Genomic DNA, 16,607 nt, shown 5'->3' on the forward strand with positions numbered 1-16,607 from the left:
GCAGTGTATCACAACTTCCGAGGCGCTGCACAAGAACTTTTGAAGTTTTGCGAGGCAGTCGTTTGCCGCGATGGATCGAACTATAGCATAGGTGAAACCCTAGCCAGGCCGCTTCTGACACAAAAGATTCATCTGTCAGCGTGGTCTTTGCATGGGCTGTGTCCATAGACAGAGATAGAGACAGCGGCCTTACGGCCGCTGTCTCTATGGAGGCCAACGATAATGCTGGCACGATGGCACTGATTACTTTGTTAGACGCTCAATTGGCGTTTGGGCACGTGGCCCTGCTGGACCACGCAAATTTTTCCCTGGAGACCGGCGAGCGCGTCGGCCTGATCGGCCGCAACGGCGCCGGCAAGTCTTCACTGCTCAAGATTCTGGGCGGCCTGGCAAAGGCCGATGACGGCCAGCTCCAGGTGCAGAACGGGGTCCGCATTACCTATGTGGCGCAGGAGCCCGACCTGAACCCTGCGCACACCATCTTCGAGTCGGCATCTGACGGCATTGCCGCCGTGATTGCGATTCGTGAGCGCTACCTGGCTGGCGGCGAGGGCGAGGATCTGGACGAGTTGCAGACACAGATCGAGGCTTATGACGCCTGGAACTGGGAGCAGCGCGTAGAGGAAACATTGCAGCGCCTGCATCTGGACCCGAATGCTCTGGTAGGCAGCCTGTCCGGCGGCACCCGCAAGCGCGTGGCGCTGGCCCAGGCTCTGGTGGCCCGCCCCGATGTCCTGTTGCTCGACGAGCCGACCAACCACCTGGATCTGGACTCCATCGAGTGGCTGGAAGAGCTGCTGATTGCCTTCAAGGGCAGCGTGATCACGATCACCCACGACCGCAGCTTTCTGGACCGCATCGCCACCCGCATCGTGGAGCTGGATCGGGGCGTTTTGCGCACCTACCCGGGCAATTTCTCCCAGTATGTGTTGCAAAAGGAAGAGCAGCTCAGCCAGGAAGCCGTCATCAACGCCAAGGCGGACAAGCTGCTGGCTCAGGAGGAAGTGTGGATTCGCAAGGGCGTGGAAGCCCGTCGCACCCGCAGCCAGAGCCGCATCAGCCGTCTGCAGGAATTGCGTGCCAGCCGTGCCCAGCGCCGTGATGTGCTGGGCAGCGTGAACATGGATATCGCATCCGGCAAGGGCGACGGCTATCAGGGCAAGATCGTGGCCGAGCTGACCGATGTCAGCAAGTCCTTTGGCGAAAAGAAGATCGTTGAAAGGTTCAGCGGCACCATTTTGCGTGGCGACAAGGTCGGCTTGCTGGGCCCCAACGGCGCAGGCAAGACAACGCTGCTGAAGATGATTCTGGGCGAGCTGGCTCCGGACAGCGGCCAAGTGCGCCTGGGCGGCAATCTGCAAGTGGCCTACTTTGACCAGATGCGTCATCAGGTGAATCTGGATGCCACGCTGGAGGACTTCATCAGCCCCGGCAGCGAGTGGATCGAGATCGGCAACCAGAAAAAGCACGTCAAGAGCTATCTGGCGGACTTTCTGTTCTCTCCGGCGCGTGCGCATTCCCCGGTCCGATCGCTGTCAGGCGGCGAGCGCAACCGCTTGCTGCTGGCCCGTTTGTTTGCGCGGCCGGCCAATGTTTTGGTGCTGGACGAGCCGACCAACGATCTGGACATCGAAACCCTGGACATGCTGGAAGACCTGCTGCAAAGCTATGACGGCACGGTCTTTCTGGTCAGCCACGACCGCACCTTCCTCGACAACGTGGTCACCAGCACGATTGCCTGGGAAGGTCCCGGCCACTGGCGTGAATACGAAGGTGGCGTGACGGACTGGATGGAGCAATCGCGCCGCAGCAAGGCCATGGCCGAAGCCGCACAGGCCAAGTCCGCCCCCAAGGAGGAGCCCAAGCCCGTCGCAAGCCGCACCGACGCTGCGGCCAGCCCCAAGAAGAAGCTCAGCTACAAGGATCAGCGCGAGCTGGAAGCCCTGCCGGCCACGATTGCCGCACTGGAGACCGAGCAAAAGCAGATTCAGCAAGCGCTGGCCGACGGCAGCCTGTTTGCCAGCGACAACGCCAAGGCCGTCGCCATGCACCAGCGCGACGCGGAGATCGATGAAGCACTGATGGAGGCGCTGGAGCGCTGGACCTTGCTGTCTGAATAATCAGGCCGTCAAATAAGAGAGCGCCTTGCGACTGTCAGGTCTTGATTTCAAAGCTATAGAAGCCTGAAATCATTATCTTACAAGCGCAAGACGCTCTCTTTTTATGCAACCTTATATGCGGTGATGTACCTGGTCCGAGCCGCCGCGCAACTTGGTCAGCAGGGCATGGGCGATCTGCGGCAGAGGCAGCACCTCGTCGGCCGCACCATGGGCAATGGCTTCGCGGGGCATGCCGAAGACGATGCAGGTGCTCTCGTCCTGCACCAGGTTGTAGCTGCCGGCATCGCGCATCTCGCGCATGGCGGTGGCGCCATCGGCCCCCATGCCGGTGAGCATGATGCCGTAGGCATTGCGCCCGGCGCTGGCGGCAACCGACTTGAACAGCACTTCCACCGAGGGCTTGTGACGGTTGACGGGCGGCGCATCATCGACCACGGCCACATAGTTGGCACCGCTGCGCGTGATGGAGAAATGCTTGCCGCCGGGAGCGATATAGGCATGGCCGGGCAGCAAACGCTCGCCGTGCGTGGCTTCCTTGACCGTCATCTGGCACAGGCTGTTGAGCCGAGCCGCAAAACTGGTGGTGAAGCCCGGCGGCATGTGCTGGGTGATGACGATGGCCGGGCAGTCGGCCGGCAGATGCGTGAGCACCTCACGGATCGCCTCCGTGCCACCGGTGGAAGCGCCGATGGCGATGATCTTTTCGGTCGAGATGCGCCCCAGCAGGCTGGGTGCCGCCGGCGCACGGGGCGCTGCGGGCTTGGCACCCGTACTCGCTGCCGCTGCCACGCCGTGCGGCACCACCGGCAGGCGATGCACCTGGGCCACGGCAGCCACGCGGATCTTGTCCACGATCTGGCTGGCCAGCTCCTGCAGGCCGTTGGCCACGCCGACGCGGGGCTTGGCCACAAAATCGATGGCACCCAGCTCCAGGGCGCGCATGGTGACTTCGGCACCGCGCTCGGTCAGCGTGGAGATCATCACCACCGGCATGGGACGCAGGCGCATGAGCCGCCCGAGGAAATCAATGCCGTCCATGCGGGGCATTTCCACATCCAGCGTGATGACGTCGGGGTTCAGATCGCGGATCATTTCGCGTGCGATCAACGGGTCATTGGCCGAGCCGATGCACTCCATGTCATGCTGGCGATTGATGATCTCGGCCAGAAGACTGCGCACCAACGCAGAGTCGTCCACCACGATCACCCGGATTTTTGGCTTTAACAACGCTCAACCTTCCTCAAAACAGATCCACCGAGCCGCCCGCCGTATTGCGTGCCACCGCAGCCGCGCTGCCGCGACTGATTTCCTGCTGCACCAATGCCTCGGGATGGGCGTGTGCCAGGCGCTTGACCATGGCCTTGCCCGTGGATGGAAAAAACACCACCTTGCGCGGATAGATATCCAGCACGTCCTCGGAGACGATGGGAATGCGCTCGGTTTGCAGATACTCTGTCACAAAACTGGTGTTGCGCTCGCCCACATTCATGGTCGTGAAATTGGCCATGACCTGGGCGCCACCAAAAATCTTGGCCTGCATGGATTCGCGCCGTGCGCCCAGCTTGAGCATCTCGTTGATCAGCAGCTCCATGGCGTACGAACCATAGCGCCCCGAGACATCGCTGCTGTCGCCATCGGGCAGCATGAAGTGGTTCATGCCGCCAATGCGCATGAATCGATCCCAGAGACAGGCCGCGATGCAGGAACCCAGCACGGTGACGATGGCCATCTCGTCGCGCGAGACAAAGTACTCGCCCGGCAACACCTTGGCCGAATTGAGCTGGAAGTGCGGGTCGTAGTAGAAGAACGAGGCCTCGCCCGGCTGGCGCGGCTGGCGCTTGAGCTGCTCCAGCGATGAGACCGGCGCCGGCATGGCCGGATCAGGATAGCCCTGGGGCACGAAGCTGTTGCCGCGCAGGGGTCTGGCAGCGCCAGCACCTGGCAGATCCAGCGGAGAGCTCAGATTCCTCATGACTTGCAGCCCTGCCCTTCAGCGTCATTGGCGCTCATAGACGGTCTTGCCCTTGAGCGCGAACAGATCGCGCGAATCGCTGAAGTTCTCGGCATGACCGACAAACAGCAGCCCGCCCGGACGCATCACCTGATGAATGCGCTCCAGCACGCGACGCTGGGTCGGTGCGTCGAAATAAATCATCACGTTGCGGCAGAAGACGATGTCGAAGCTCTCCCGGAACGGCCAATCTCCGGCGATCAGGTTGACGTTGAGAAAGTCCACCATGCGGCGCAGTTCCGGCTTGACCCGCACCATACCCGAGTTGGCCGAGCGCCCGCGCAGGAAAAAGCGGTGCAGCCGCTCGGTGCTCACGCCCTTGAGGTTCTCTGCCCGGTAGATGCCGCGAGAGGCGGTATCCAGCACGCGCGAGTCGATATCGCTGGCCATGAGCTGAAAGCTGGCCGAGCTGCCCAGACTCTCCACGGCCGTCATCAGGATGGAATAAGGCTCCTCTCCCGTGGAGGCCGCGCTGCACCATACCTTCCAGCCATTGCCGCCGGGTTTGTGGCTGCGTAGATGCTGGGCCAGGATGTCGAAGTGATGCTGCTCGCGGAAGAACGAGGTCAGATTCGTGGTGAGAGCATTGACGAACTCCTGCCATTCGGGCCCGTCATTGATGCTCTCCAGCCAGTCCAGATAGCTGACAAAGCTCTCATGCCCGGTCTCGCGCAGGCGGCGCGACAGACGGCTGTAGACCATGGCATGCTTGCCGTCATGCAGGCTGATGCCGGCACGCTTGTAGATCAGGGCCTGCACACGGGCAAAGTCGCGGTTGGACCAGACGAACTCGCGCCCCTGCGCCAGCGGTCCGGACATGCCGCCCGGCAGCGCCTCATCGTCCTGCTCAAGCCTGGCAGGAGAGGCTGCGAATGAAGCGCTACGTCCCAGGTTCAGCACACGGACCTCTGGCGCACTCAGGCTTCGGAGGCCACCAGGCCCATGTCGACATTGCCCATGAGCTTCTCGATGTCCAGCAGGATCAGCATGCGCTCGCCCACAGAACCCAGACCCAGAATGCAGCCGCTGTCGATGGCGCTTTCGATATCGGGTGCGGGACGCACGGCATCGGCGGGCAGCTCCATCACATCGCTGACCGAGTCCACCACAATGCCGACCACGCGATTGCGCAGGTTCAGGATGATGACCACGGTGAAGGCGTTGTACTCCACCTCGGAGCAGTTGAAGCGCAGGCGCATGTCCACGATGGGCACAATGGTGCCGCGCAGATTGACCACCCCCTTGATGAACTCGGGCGCATTGGCAATACGCGTGGGCTGCTCGTAGCCACGGATTTCCTGCACCTTGAGGATATCGATGCCGTATTCCTCCTCGCCCAGGCGGAAGGTCAGATACTCGCGGGCACCGGTGGCCACGCCTTCGGCAGTCTTGTTGATGATGTTCATGTCAGCTCTCTCTGCGTTGTTCGGGTCGGCGACGGCTCAGGCCAGCGGCCTCAATGGCGGGTACGGCGCACCAGAGCGCCCGTATCCAGAATCAGCGCAACGGATCCGTCGCCCAGAATGGTGGCGCCCGAGACATTGGGCACCTTGCGGTAATTGCTTTCCAGGTTCTTCACCACCACCTGGTGCTGGCCCAGCAGCTCGTCGACCAGCAGCGCCACGCGGCTGCCTTCGGCCTCGACCACCACCATGATGTTGCTGGTCTGGCTTTCATCGGCGCGCGGCACCTGGAAGGTTCGCTCCAGCGCGATCACCGGCATGTATTCGTCGCGCACCTTGACCAGCTGCGTGCCATTGGCCACGGTGTTGACATCGTCGGCCTTGACCTGGAAGGACTCGACCACCGAGGACAGCGGCAGGATATAGACCTCTTCGCCCACCCCGACGGACATGCCGTCCATGATGGCCAGCGTCAGCGGCAGGCGCACGGCCACCTTCATGCCCACGCCGGCAACGGACTCGATCTCCACCGTGCCACCCAGCGAGGTGATGTTTCGCTTGACCACGTCCATGCCCACGCCACGGCCCGAGACATCGGTGACCACATCGGCCGTGGAGAAGCCGGGCGCAAAGATCAGTTGCCAGACATCGCTGTCGGGCATGCTGTCGGAGACATCCATGCCGCGCTCGCGCGCCTTGTTCAGAATCCTCTCGCGATTCATGCCCTTGCCGTCGTCGCGCACCTCGATGACGATGGAGCCGCCCTGATGGGATGCCGCCAGCGTCAGCGTGCCATGCTCGGACTTGCCCGCAGCGATGCGGTCCTCGGGCATCTCGATGCCGTGGTCCACGCTGTTGCGCACCAGATGGGTCAGCGGATCGGTAATCTTCTCGACCAGGCCCTTGTCCAGCTCGGTGGCTTCGCCCAGCGTGACCAGATCGATCTTCTTGCCCAGCTTGCCCGCCAGGTCGCGCAGCATGCGCGGGAAGCGGCTGAAAACCGTGGACATGGGAATCATGCGGATCGACATCACGGACTCTTGCAGGTCGCGCGTGTTGCGATCCAGATCGGCCAGGCCGGCCAGCAGCTGCTGATAGGTCGTCGGGTCCAGCCCCTGGCTGTTCTGCGCCAGCATGGCCTGGGTGATGACCAGCTCGCCCACCAGATTGATGAGTTGGTCCACCTTCTTCACATCCACGCGGATGCTGGTGGACTCCATATGCGCAGCGGCAGCCTTGGGTGTGGCCTTCTGCACCGTGCCCCCAGCGCCGCCAATCACGGCATGCTCCTGATTTTGCTGAGCCTCGGGGCTGCCTGGAGCACCCGCAAAGAAACCGTAGGCTTCTTCGGCCGGCAGATTGTGGGGCGGCATGGCGGCTTCTTCATCCACCACGGCTTCCAACTGCTCGACCACGGGCTCGGTTGCGTTCTGCGGTTGGGCGGCATCGCTGATCTGCACCTGCTCCTTGGAGACATGGAAGACAAACAGATCGCGCAGCTCGTCATCGGTGGACACCGTTCTGACCTTGAACAGGCGGTGATCGGCCTTAGTGCCGACCTGATCCTGAATCGTGCCCAGACCCGGAATATCCCGGAACAGCTCCTTGATGGCATCGCCCAGCTCCAGCCTGGACAGCGGGCCGATCTCGATCATCAGCTCGCGCGCCCCCTCGGGAGGCTCGGTGCCGATCACAGGGCCTGGCTCTGCCATCTGGGCTGCCGCAGGGGCCGGAGCTTGAGCGGGCGTATCCGCCACTACCGCGGCAACAACGGCAGCTGGCTGCACAGGCTCGGCAGCCGCGGCACTGCGGTTGACCTGGGGAATCTCGGTCAAGCCCTGGGCCAGAGCTTCGATGCGCACCACCAGTTCCGCAGTGGAAACCGGTTCGCCCTCATCACCAGACTGGTGACGTGCCAGCAGGCTGCGGCTGGCGTCCGCCGACTCCAGCAGCACATCGACCATCTCGGGGATGGGCGTGATTTCATGGCGACGCAGGCGGTCCAGCAGGGATTCCATGCGGTGCGTGAGCTCGGTCACATCCGAGAAGCCGAAGGTCGCCGCACCGCCCTTGATGGAGTGAGCGCAGCGGAAAATACCGTTGAGCTCTTCATCGTTGGCGGCCGAAAGGTCCAGGCTGAGCAGCATCTGCTCCATCTGGTCGAGGTTCTCGCTGGCTTCCTCGAAAAAGATTTGATAGAACTGGCTAAGGTCGAAGTCTGCGCCCGAACCTGCGCCATCCTGGTGTGTATCCGCCATGGTGTTTCCTGCTGTGATTCGTTGTTATCGGCTTAACGCAGCACTTTTTGAATAACTTCGATCAATCGATTGGGATCGAAGGGCTTGACCAGCCAGCCCGTGGCACCTGCGGCCCGGCCCGCCTGCTTCATCAGGTCGCTGGATTCCGTGGTCAGTATCAAGATGGGCGTGCCCTTGAACTTCGGGTTTTCACGGAGCTTGCGCGTGAGACCGATGCCGTCCAGGCGCGGCATGTTCTGGTCGGCCAGCACCAGATCGATGTTTTGCGCCTGTGCTTTTTCCAGCGCATCCACACCGTCGACGGCTTCCACCACCTTAAAACCAGCACTGCTCAACGTGAAAGACACCATCTTTCGCATCGAGGGGGAATCATCAACAGCCAGAATCGATCGCATGTACAGCTCCAACAGACGGGCAACGGAAAACAGGGTAGAAGTTCAAAACAGCTCCACAGAGCCTGCATCCATCTCGCTTTGCGTGACGGGATTGGGCTTTTCGGGCAGGTTTGGCAGACTGATGGCGGACTCCGCCTCATCCTCATCCCTACCCATGGCGGCAGCCCCGAGCCTGAAAGCGCAGGCTTGCAAGGTATGTGCCATATGGGCAATCAGCTGAGACGACATATCGTGAAACTGGAGCTCGGTCACGGCCAGCCGCAACGACTCACGTGCTGTAGCCAGCGCAGCCGAATCGGGCAAGGCCGGCTGCGACAATTGCCCGTTGACTTGCTCGAAGCGCTCCAGCAGATTGTGCGTGGCATGGTCCAGCAGCCCTTCAAGACGCTGCAGATCACGCAGTGTGACCAGCAAGGCATCCTGCAGCTCCGCAGCCACCATCACCGGCACGGCAACTGCAGGCACACCCGAAGGGTTTTGCATCGTCTGCATTGTTACTCCAACTGCGTAAAACCATCATGACAGCCACGCCGCCATGCTCCACGAAATGAACCGCCCGGCAGCCTGCCCCGTGACCACATGGCCACATGGCCACACTTGACGACTACCCTCGATGTTCCAAAATGTATCCAATGATAGCGTCCTTGGCGATATGCAATTCCGGAATCAGACCTTGAAAATCCTTCATATTGAAGACTCTGTCGCAGATCAGGCTCTGGCACGCCTGAGCCTAAAGCGCGGGCAGCTGCCCTGCACGCTCACGACCGTGGACAGTCTGCAGGAGGTACGCGACGCCCTTGAGGCACAGGATTTCGACCTGATTCTGGCGGACTATCATCTGCCCGGCTTCACAGCTCTCGACGTCTGGGACCTGGTGCGAACCCGTGCCGATGCCCCTCCTTTTGTGCTGTTGTCGGGCGCCATCGGCGAATCCGCCGCCGTGGACATCATGCGGCTGGGCATCAGCGACTATCTGCTCAAGGACCAGATCAACGGCCTGCCCCATGTCATCAAGCGCGCCATGGAGGTCCATGAGGCGAGGCGAGCCCGCCGCCGCGCCGCACTGCAGCTGGCCGAGTCTGAAAAGCGCCTGGCCGAGCTGACCGAACATCTGCATACCAGCATCGAGCAGGAGCGCGCCAATATCTCGCGCGAGATTCACGACGACATAGGCGGCTCGCTCACTGCCGTCAAGTTTGATCTGGCCTGGCTGATCCGCAACAGCCCCGAGGGCAAGCAGCGCGAGCATGCCAGATCGGCACTGGAGATGCTGGAACACGCCCTGGGCGCCAGCCAGCGCATCATGCAGAACCTGCGCCCGCCCGTGCTAGATCAGGGACTGGTGGCCGCCGTGCAATGGCTGGCCCAGGACTTCGAGCGTCGCACAGGCATACCCGCCCGGTTGCACACCAGCCGTGAGCATATGGAAATAGCACCCGCGCAGCAGGTGGTGGTCTACCGTACGGCACAGGAATCCTTGACCAATATCAGCAAATACGCACAGGCCAGCCAGGTGACGCTGGATTTGTCCGACCACGAGGGTTTTTTGACACTGGAAGTAACAGATAACGGGGTAGGTCTGAGCCAGGATGATCGCAAAAAGCCTCAGTCTTTCGGTCTTAGAGGACTAAGTGAGCGCGCACGAACAATTCAAGGTTGGCTGGATGTGAGCAGCCACCCCGGCCGAGGAACCTCTATCATTCTCACCATTCCTCTGGCAGAGACCCAGGCATGAGCCATCCAACCACGCGCTTGTCCGGTCTGCCATCTGACTTCCTGGGAGAGCGACCTTGATTCACGTGGTGCTGTGCGACGACCATGCCATTTTGCGCCGGGGCATACGCGACACCCTGGCGGAGGCGACGGACATCAGCGTCACCGCAGAAGCCGGCAGCTATGCCGAACTGCGTGAGCAACTGCGCGACGCAGCTTGCGATGTGCTGCTGCTGGACATCAATATGCCGGGCCGCAGCGGCCTGGAAGTGCTCGCCAGCGTGCGCGAAACGCATCCGCAGATCCGCGTCATCATGGTCTCCATGTACCCCGAAGACCAGTACGCCTTGCGCAGCATCAAGGCTGGCGCGGCCGGCTATGCCAACAAGGCGGGGGATCCGGTGCTGCTGATCGACGCCGTGCGCACCGTCCACAGCGGACGCAAATACCTGACTGCCGAAGTGGCTCAGATGCTGGCCGACAGCCTGGCCCAGCCTACCGCCCCCGTGCCGCATGAAACCTTGTCCGAGCGCGAAATGCAGACGCTGCTGAAGATTGCCAGCGGTCAGCGCCAGACCGATATTGCGCAGGAGCTGATGCTCAGCCCCAAGACGGTGAGCGTGTACCGGGCACGGGTGCTGGAGAAGCTGGGCATGGGCAGCAACGCGGAGCTGACCGCCTATGCCATCAAGAACGGACTGATAGATACACCCTGAGCCGCGCGGCGGACCATCCGCTGGATGGCCATCACTGGCTTGCGCGCCCGCATCGAGTCAGTTTTTTCGCTTGAGGCCAAAGCGGTCCTATCCCTTTGCCATAAAGCGCATAATGCTATTAAAAAGATAGTTTCCCACACTAAACCCCGAAGACTGCCATCCCCTTTTGGAGCAAGGCCACCAGAGGCTGCTCCAGCAAAGGCAGAGTCGCCGTCAGGCCCAGCAGCCCCACAGTCAAGGTGACAGGAAAGCCCACGGCATAGATATTCATCTGTGGCGCGACACGGGAGATGATGCCCAGCACCAGGTTGACGAAGAGCAGCATGGCAATCATGGGCAGGGCAATCCAGAAAGCGCTGGCAAAGACGGCGCTGCCCATCTCGTGGATCCGCATCTGGGAGATGGCCTGCAGAAAGTTGCCATCGACGGGAAATGCCTCAAAGCTCTTGAGAACCGCCATTAGCACCAGCAGATGACCGTTGATGACGATGAACAGCAAGGTGGCGATCTGCACCATGAAGCGCGCCACGGCACTGAGCTGGGCATTGCTGGTCGGATCGAAGAAAGACGCGAAGTTCAGGCCCATCTGAAGGCCTATCACTTCACCTGCGACCTCGATGGCCGCCATCACCAGACGCACGGCAAAGCCAACGGACAGACCGATCACCACCTGCTGCACCAGAGTGCCCAGTGCCTGGGCCGAGGCAATGCTGACCACCGTCTGCTCGCCCAGCACCGGCTGCGCGCAAAGCGCAACCAGAAAAGCCAGCCCCACCTTGAGCCGCATGGGAATGGCTTTCTGAGAAAACACAGGCGCCGTGGTGAACAGCGCCAGCACGCGCACAAACGGCCAGATCAGTGGCGAGAGCCAGGCGGCAATCTGCGCTTCGCTAAAGGAAATCATCCCACCGAACCTGGAATGCTCTCTATGGTGCGACGAATGAAATCCACCAGCGTGGACAGCATCCACGGCCCGGCCACGGCAAACACCAGCACGGCGGCGATGAGCTTGGGCACAAAAGCCAGCGTGGCCTCATGCACCTGGGTCACGGCCTGAAAGACGCTCACCAGCAGACCCACGCCCATGACCACGCCCAGCACAGGCATGGAAATCATGAGCAGCAGGGTCAGCGCCTCGCGGCCAAAGGTCAGAACAAACTGAGAGGTCATGACGTTCTCTTAAAAATTCAATGAATCCAATACGCTTGCAACCGCCGCGGCTCAATGTACGAGACACCAAGGAAGGACCACCCCGTACCGAAGGTGTCGTCCCCTTGGGGGAAGGCGCGGGGCCGCCTAGGCAAGCGCCTCAGGGGGTATCTCATGTCGCAAAGCTCGCCGCCAGAGAGCCGATGATCAGGTTCCAGCCATCGGCCAGCACAAACAGCATGAGCTTGAAAGGCAGGGCCACCAGCACGGGCGAAAGCATCATCATGCCCAGCGACATGAGGATGGAAGACACCACCATGTCGATGACCAGAAACGGAATGAAGATCATGAAGCCGATCTGAAAAGCCGTTTTCAGCTCGCTGGTCACAAAGGCCGGCACCAGCACACGCAGAGGTGCTGTTTCTGCCGTGACATTCGCATCCAGCTTGGCCAGGCGCTTGAACAGCGCAAAGTCCGACTGGCGCGTCTGCTTGAGCATGAAGCCGCGCATGGGGGCTTCGGCCTTTTCCATGGCTTGCTCGAAGCTGATGCTGTTTTGCGTATAGGGCAGATAGGCGTCCTGATAGACCTTGTCCAGCGTCGGCCCCATCACAAACATGGTGAGAAACAGCGACAGACCGATCACCACCTGATTGGGCGGCGCGGACTGCGTGCCCAGCGCCTGGCGCAGCAGGCTCAGCACGATGACGATGCGGGTAAAGCCCGTCATCAACAGCAAGATGGCGGGCAGGAACGACAGCGCCGTGAAAAACAGCAGTGTCTGGATGGGCACCGAATAACTGGTGCCGCCCGCGCCCTGGCCTACCAGCAGCGGCAGACTGGCGGGTGCGCCCTGGGCTGCGGCCATCAGGGGAATGGCCAGCAGGACAGCGGCAGCAGCACGAGAGACGAATTTAGACATTTCCAGAATTCCGGGCCGCTTCGTCGGCCTGCGCGCGCATCAGCGAGTCGGTGAACGATGAGACGGCAGGTGAATGGGCTGCACGGGCGGATTGCAAAGATGCGGACGGGTCTTGCAGCACATGCAAACATTGGATCTGCTGCGCCGTCACACCAAGCACCAGGCGCACGGCCTGCTCCCCTTCACCCAGTTGCACGGTCACCACCCGCTGCTGCGGGCCAATGGCCAGCGTGCCCAGCACCTGCGCCGGAACTGAGGCGACACCACGGGCCATCCCCATGCCACGGGGCAGGAGGTTTTTTTGCTGCAGACGACGCACCAGCCAGGGCAACGCTGCCATGACCGCCACAAACAGGACGACCAGCAGCAGCGTGGGCCACATGGAAGGGGCCGCTGCCGCAGAGTTTGCCGCGTTATCAACCACGGCTGACCCGGCGCAGACGCTCGGACGGTGTCACCACGTCCGTCAGGCGGATACCGAACTTGTCATTGACCACCACCACCTCGCCCTGGGCGATCAGGTAGCCGTTGACCAGCACGTCCATGGGTTCGCCGGCCAGAGCATCGAGCTCCACCACCGAGCCCTGGGCCAGTTGCAGAATGTATTTGATGGGCACTTTGGTACGGCCCAGCTCCACGGACAGCTGAACCGGAATGTCCAGCACCATGTTGATATCGTGCACCGGCACATCGCCATAGCTGCGTGCGGCGTCGCCCGCCAGCGGCCCGCCCTGGTCGGACAGATCGGGGCCTTCGACGGCCTGGTCATGCTGACGCTGCTCTTCCAGCGCCTCGGCCCAGCCGGAGAACGGATCGTCACCCGCGGGCTTGTTGTTGTCGTCAATTGCCATGCTTCTCTCCCATCCAGCTGGTCTCGCCGCCGCGCAGGCTGCGTTCCACGCGGATTGCATATTTGTCGTTGTGCGTGCCGTACTGGCACTCGAAAACCGGCACCCCACCGATGGAGGCGCGAATCAGCGGCTCGCGGTCGAGCTCGATAAAGTCACCCGGGCGCATGGCCAGCAGCTGCTCCACCGTGGCATCGGCGCGGGCCAGCTCGGCCACCAGCGTGACCTCGGCGGCCTGAATCTCCCGCGTCAGCACCTTGACCCAGCGGCGATCCACCTCGATGGCATCGCCCTGAGTCGACGAATACAGCACATCGCGAATCGGCTCCAGCGTCGCATAAGGCATGCAGATGTGGATGGAGCCCGAGATATCGCCGATCTCCAGCTGAAAAGCCGTGGAGACCACGATTTCGCTGGGCGTGGCGATGTTGGCGAACTGCGGCTGCATTTCCGAGCGCTGATAGGCCAGCTCCAGCGGATAGATGCCGTGCCAGGCTTTTTTGTATTCCTCGCAGATCACATTGACCATGCGATTGATCACGCGCTGCTCGGTGGTCGAGAAGTCGCGCCCCTCGATGCGGGTCTGCAGACGGCCCGTGCCGCCGTACAGCGTGTCGATCACGCCGAACACCAGCGAGGGATCGCAGACGATCAGACCATTGCCGCGCAGTGGGCGAATGGCCATGATGTTGAAATTGGTGGGAACGGCCAGCTCGCGCAGGAAAGCGCTGTAGCGCTGCACCGTCACCGTGCCGACGGAAACCTCGGGGCTGCGGCGGATGAAGTTGAACAGGCCGATGCGGAAGTTGCGGGCAAAGCGCTCGTTGACAATTTCCATGGTGGGCATGCGCCCACGCACGATGCGTTCCTGGCTGGAGATGTCGTAGCTGCGGACCTGGCCGAGATCGACCTCCACCACCTCGGAGCGCTGGCTTTCGCCGGTAACGCCTTCAAGAAGAGCATCAACCTCTTCCTGGGAGAGAAAAGAATCGCTCATGCACTCCCCCCTGCTTACTGAATGATGAAGCTGGAGAACAGCACACGACGCACAGGCCCCTTGCGATTGGCACGCGGGCTGTCTTCGTCGGCGTCCTCATCGTCGCGCGAGCGCTTCTTGGCGCCCGGGCCAAAGCCCAGCGGCGCGGAGACCTCGGTGAGAATGTCGGCGGCCAGTTTTTCCTTGCCCTCGCGCGCCAGCAGCTCGTCGGCCGTGCGCTGGGACACCAGCATCAGAATGCCGTTGCGGATGCTGGGCAGGTATTGCTTGACAGTGGAAGCCGTCTTCTCATCGGCCAGCTCCAGCGTGATGCCCAGTTGCACAAAGCGATCGCCGCCGGGGTCAGCCAGATTGGCCACCATATTGTCCAGTGGCAAGAAAGTGGGCACTGTGGCTTTGGCGCTGACTTCTTCTTCGCCATCGGCGCTGCTGTGCTGGCGCTGCATCATCAGCACATAGGCTGCGGCAGCCACGATGGCCAGCACGGCAACGATGGCCACGATGACGATCAGCTTCTTGCTTTTGGCAGGAGCAGGTGCAACAGGGGCGGCATTGGGATTGGCTGACACGGCGGGTATTCCTCAAGAGTGGGGGACTGCATCCACCCCGCAGCCATTGCCGCGACACGGAAGATCCACGCCTGAATTATTCGCCGCCCGCCCTTCCTACCATTGCCCGAATAAAAGCGCGAAACCCGGCTTCATTCCGGGTTTCGCACCATGTCCAGCTCACCGTTTCCGTGAGCCGGCACCGATCATTTACACGAAAAGGTCCACGCCGGACTGCACTGGCCGCGCGCCATTGCCTGCGCTGGCCGCACTCATGGGCAGCTCGGCAGCATTGACCGAGACCCGGGCCACCCTGGCCTGGCCGCGCTGGGCATCCTCGCCCTGGCTGTCCCCCCCGGACCGGGCGCCGGCACTGCCCGCATCCACGCTGACGCCGCTCAGATTCAGCCCCTGGGCCTGCAAAAGCTCGCGCAGCTGGGCCTGACCGTCGGCCAGCAGCTGGCGTGCCTGCTCATCGCCTGCGGCAAAGCGCACCTGAGCCTCCTGGCCGTTCAGCTGCACCTGGACCTGGATAGCCTTGCCCTCATGCTGGATCGACAGCGCGGCATTCTGCGTTTTCTGATGCACCCAGAAGGCCACCTGCTCGGACACTTCCTGCTCACGCTCTGTAGGTGCGGCATCCTGCCCCGCCAGGCTCTGGCCGAAGTCGGAGCTGTTCTGACCGCCGCCCTGCATGCCCGCGCTCGCTGCTCCCATGGCTGCCCCGACGGCAGCCGCTACGGCCTGCAGGTCGGCCCCACCCTGCACTGCCGCCGTCTTGCCCTGTGGCGCAGCTTCATCCTGCTGGGGCGAGCGGGCCGCACGCAGCAAATCCTTGAGACCTTCCAGGGCCTGGGGCTGCACAGCCGTCATGCCCTGCAGGCTAATGCCCTGCTGCAGCAATGCCTGCGCCTTGTGCACAGCAGGCTCGACGCGCGCAGCAGGCACATCTTCAGTCACCGAAGCCAGCGCGCTGTGCCCGCTGTCCTGCCCCTGCGCGACTGCGTCCTGCTGCGGCTGCAAGACAGCCGCATCAGAATTAATAGCTGCTTGCGTTTGCGTCGTATACGTTTGGGCTTGATTTGATTGAAAATCCTTACCCATGAATGCGGCATGCGCCTTCCCGGACCCGGGCTGCAAAGCCTGGCGATGGGCCAGTTGCGCGGCATGGCCTCTGCCTGAAAGAAAGTCGGTGGCCACGCCCTGGCGCAGATCGGCATCGCCCTGCCCGTCCAGCTGGGCGGTCTGCCCGACCAGGCTCATCCACGGCGCATGGCCTTGAGCGATCAGCAGCGCATCCTGCTCACCGGGCGCCAGTTTCACATCCGATGTCTCGGCAGGCTGCTGCGCCGCCTGCGGCAGGCCTGCAGTCACGAATCCGTCCAGCGAAGCCAGCAGCGATGAAAAGCCCTGGCCGGGCTCGCCTGCCGCAGCCGTAGCGCTTTTGGCCGAGCTCATGGACTGCGCCATGGCCTTGCCGGTGCGCGATTCGCCGCTGCGCGGGCCATCAATTCTGGTTTCTGCCAT

18 protein-coding genes are annotated in these 16,607 nt (G+C 62.2%); 3 read left to right on the forward strand and 15 right to left on the reverse strand.

From position 1 onward, the window contains the following. The first annotated feature begins 233 nt into the window (after positions 1 to 233). Positions 234 to 2,120: an ATP-binding cassette domain-containing protein gene (locus tag Cth01_RS19650; protein ID WP_034393787.1), complete on the forward strand. Its 1,887-nt coding sequence runs from the start codon at positions 234 to 236 to the stop codon at positions 2,118 to 2,120. 111 nt (positions 2,121 to 2,231) lie between these two features. Here the strand turns inward: Cth01_RS19650 and Cth01_RS19655 are convergent, their stop codons facing one another. The 7 genes from Cth01_RS19655 to Cth01_RS19685 are packed head-to-tail and all read right to left on the reverse strand — an operon-like array spanning position 2,232 to position 8,679. Next, positions 2,232 to 3,347: a protein-glutamate methylesterase/protein-glutamine glutaminase gene (locus tag Cth01_RS19655; RefSeq protein ID WP_202967609.1), complete on the reverse strand. Its 1,116-nt coding sequence runs from the start codon at positions 3,345 to 3,347 to the stop codon at positions 2,232 to 2,234. A gap of 13 nt (positions 3,348 to 3,360) precedes the next feature. Next, the gene (gene cheD / locus Cth01_RS19660) at positions 3,361 to 4,092 is read right to left on the reverse strand and encodes a chemoreceptor glutamine deamidase CheD (RefSeq protein WP_034393764.1); all 732 of its coding nucleotides are present in this window, start codon (positions 4,090 to 4,092) and stop codon (positions 3,361 to 3,363) included. A 24-nt stretch (positions 4,093 to 4,116) separates the two neighbouring features. Next, a complete protein-coding gene (locus Cth01_RS19665) occupies positions 4,117 to 5,031 on the reverse strand; it encodes a CheR family methyltransferase (RefSeq protein WP_045840157.1) in 915 nt (304 codons plus the stop codon). Positions 5,032 to 5,048: 17 nt separating this feature from the next. Beyond that, positions 5,049 to 5,537 carry a chemotaxis protein CheW gene (locus tag Cth01_RS19670; RefSeq protein WP_003077929.1) on the reverse strand — a complete coding sequence of 163 codons (489 nt, stop codon included), beginning with the start codon at positions 5,535 to 5,537 and terminating at the stop codon, positions 5,049 to 5,051. Between the two features lie 50 nt (positions 5,538 to 5,587). Next, entirely contained in the window at positions 5,588 to 7,792 is a 2,205-nt protein-coding gene (locus tag Cth01_RS19675; protein WP_045840158.1) for a chemotaxis protein CheW, read from the reverse strand. 32 nt (positions 7,793 to 7,824) lie between these two features. Next, positions 7,825 to 8,187, reverse strand: a complete 363-nt coding sequence (locus Cth01_RS19680) for a response regulator (protein WP_003059121.1) — start codon at positions 8,185 to 8,187, stop codon at positions 7,825 to 7,827. A gap of 42 nt (positions 8,188 to 8,229) precedes the next feature. Beyond that, positions 8,230 to 8,679, reverse strand: coding sequence for a hypothetical protein (locus Cth01_RS19685; RefSeq protein ID WP_003065446.1), 450 nt, complete (start codon positions 8,677 to 8,679; stop codon positions 8,230 to 8,232). A 121-nt stretch (positions 8,680 to 8,800) separates the two neighbouring features. On the opposite strand from Cth01_RS19685, the gene Cth01_RS19690 reads away from it, so the two are divergent. Then, positions 8,801 to 9,922, forward strand: a complete 1,122-nt coding sequence (locus tag Cth01_RS19690) for a hybrid sensor histidine kinase/response regulator (RefSeq protein ID WP_034378044.1) — start codon at positions 8,801 to 8,803, stop codon at positions 9,920 to 9,922. A 55-nt stretch (positions 9,923 to 9,977) separates the two neighbouring features. Further along, positions 9,978 to 10,616 carry a response regulator gene (locus tag Cth01_RS19695; protein WP_034378043.1) on the forward strand — a complete coding sequence of 213 codons (639 nt, stop codon included), beginning with the start codon at positions 9,978 to 9,980 and terminating at the stop codon, positions 10,614 to 10,616. A gap of 139 nt (positions 10,617 to 10,755) precedes the next feature. On the opposite strand, the gene fliR is transcribed toward Cth01_RS19695, so the two are convergent. From fliR to Cth01_RS19735, 8 genes are all read right to left on the reverse strand, one after another. Next, positions 10,756 to 11,520, reverse strand: coding sequence for a flagellar biosynthetic protein FliR (fliR, locus tag Cth01_RS19700; protein ID WP_003065453.1), 765 nt, complete (start codon positions 11,518 to 11,520; stop codon positions 10,756 to 10,758). Continuing rightward, positions 11,517 to 11,786: a flagellar biosynthesis protein FliQ gene (gene fliQ / locus Cth01_RS19705; RefSeq protein ID WP_003059126.1), complete on the reverse strand. Its 270-nt coding sequence runs from the start codon at positions 11,784 to 11,786 to the stop codon at positions 11,517 to 11,519. Before fliQ ends, fliR begins: the two co-directional genes overlap by 4 nt. A 151-nt stretch (positions 11,787 to 11,937) precedes the next feature. After that, positions 11,938 to 12,687, reverse strand: a complete 750-nt coding sequence (fliP, locus tag Cth01_RS19710; protein ID WP_045840159.1) for a flagellar type III secretion system pore protein FliP — start codon at positions 12,685 to 12,687, stop codon at positions 11,938 to 11,940. Continuing rightward, positions 12,680 to 13,069, reverse strand: coding sequence for a flagellar biosynthetic protein FliO (locus tag Cth01_RS19715; RefSeq protein WP_012836872.1), 390 nt, complete (start codon positions 13,067 to 13,069; stop codon positions 12,680 to 12,682). The genes fliP and Cth01_RS19715 overlap by 8 nt, the downstream gene beginning before the upstream one ends. Positions 13,070 to 13,103: 34 nt before the next feature. Next, positions 13,104 to 13,538: a flagellar motor switch protein FliN gene (gene fliN / locus Cth01_RS19720; protein ID WP_003059131.1), complete on the reverse strand. Its 435-nt coding sequence runs from the start codon at positions 13,536 to 13,538 to the stop codon at positions 13,104 to 13,106. Beyond that, positions 13,528 to 14,532, reverse strand: a complete 1,005-nt coding sequence (gene fliM / locus Cth01_RS19725) for a flagellar motor switch protein FliM (RefSeq protein WP_003065459.1) — start codon at positions 14,530 to 14,532, stop codon at positions 13,528 to 13,530. Before fliM ends, fliN begins: the two co-directional genes overlap by 11 nt. A gap of 14 nt (positions 14,533 to 14,546) precedes the next feature. Continuing rightward, positions 14,547 to 15,101 (reverse strand): flagellar basal body-associated FliL family protein, encoded by a 555-nt coding sequence (locus tag Cth01_RS19730; RefSeq protein ID WP_034353146.1) that lies wholly within the window; start codon positions 15,099 to 15,101, stop codon positions 14,547 to 14,549. Between the two features lie 189 nt (positions 15,102 to 15,290). Beyond that, the gene (locus Cth01_RS19735) at positions 15,291 to 16,607 is read right to left on the reverse strand and encodes a flagellar hook-length control protein FliK (protein WP_045840160.1); all 1,317 of its coding nucleotides are present in this window, start codon (positions 16,605 to 16,607) and stop codon (positions 15,291 to 15,293) included.

The organism is Comamonas thiooxydans, assembly GCF_000964545.1.
In the GTDB taxonomy this organism is placed as follows: Bacteria; Pseudomonadota; Gammaproteobacteria; order Burkholderiales; family Burkholderiaceae_C; genus Comamonas; species Comamonas thiooxydans.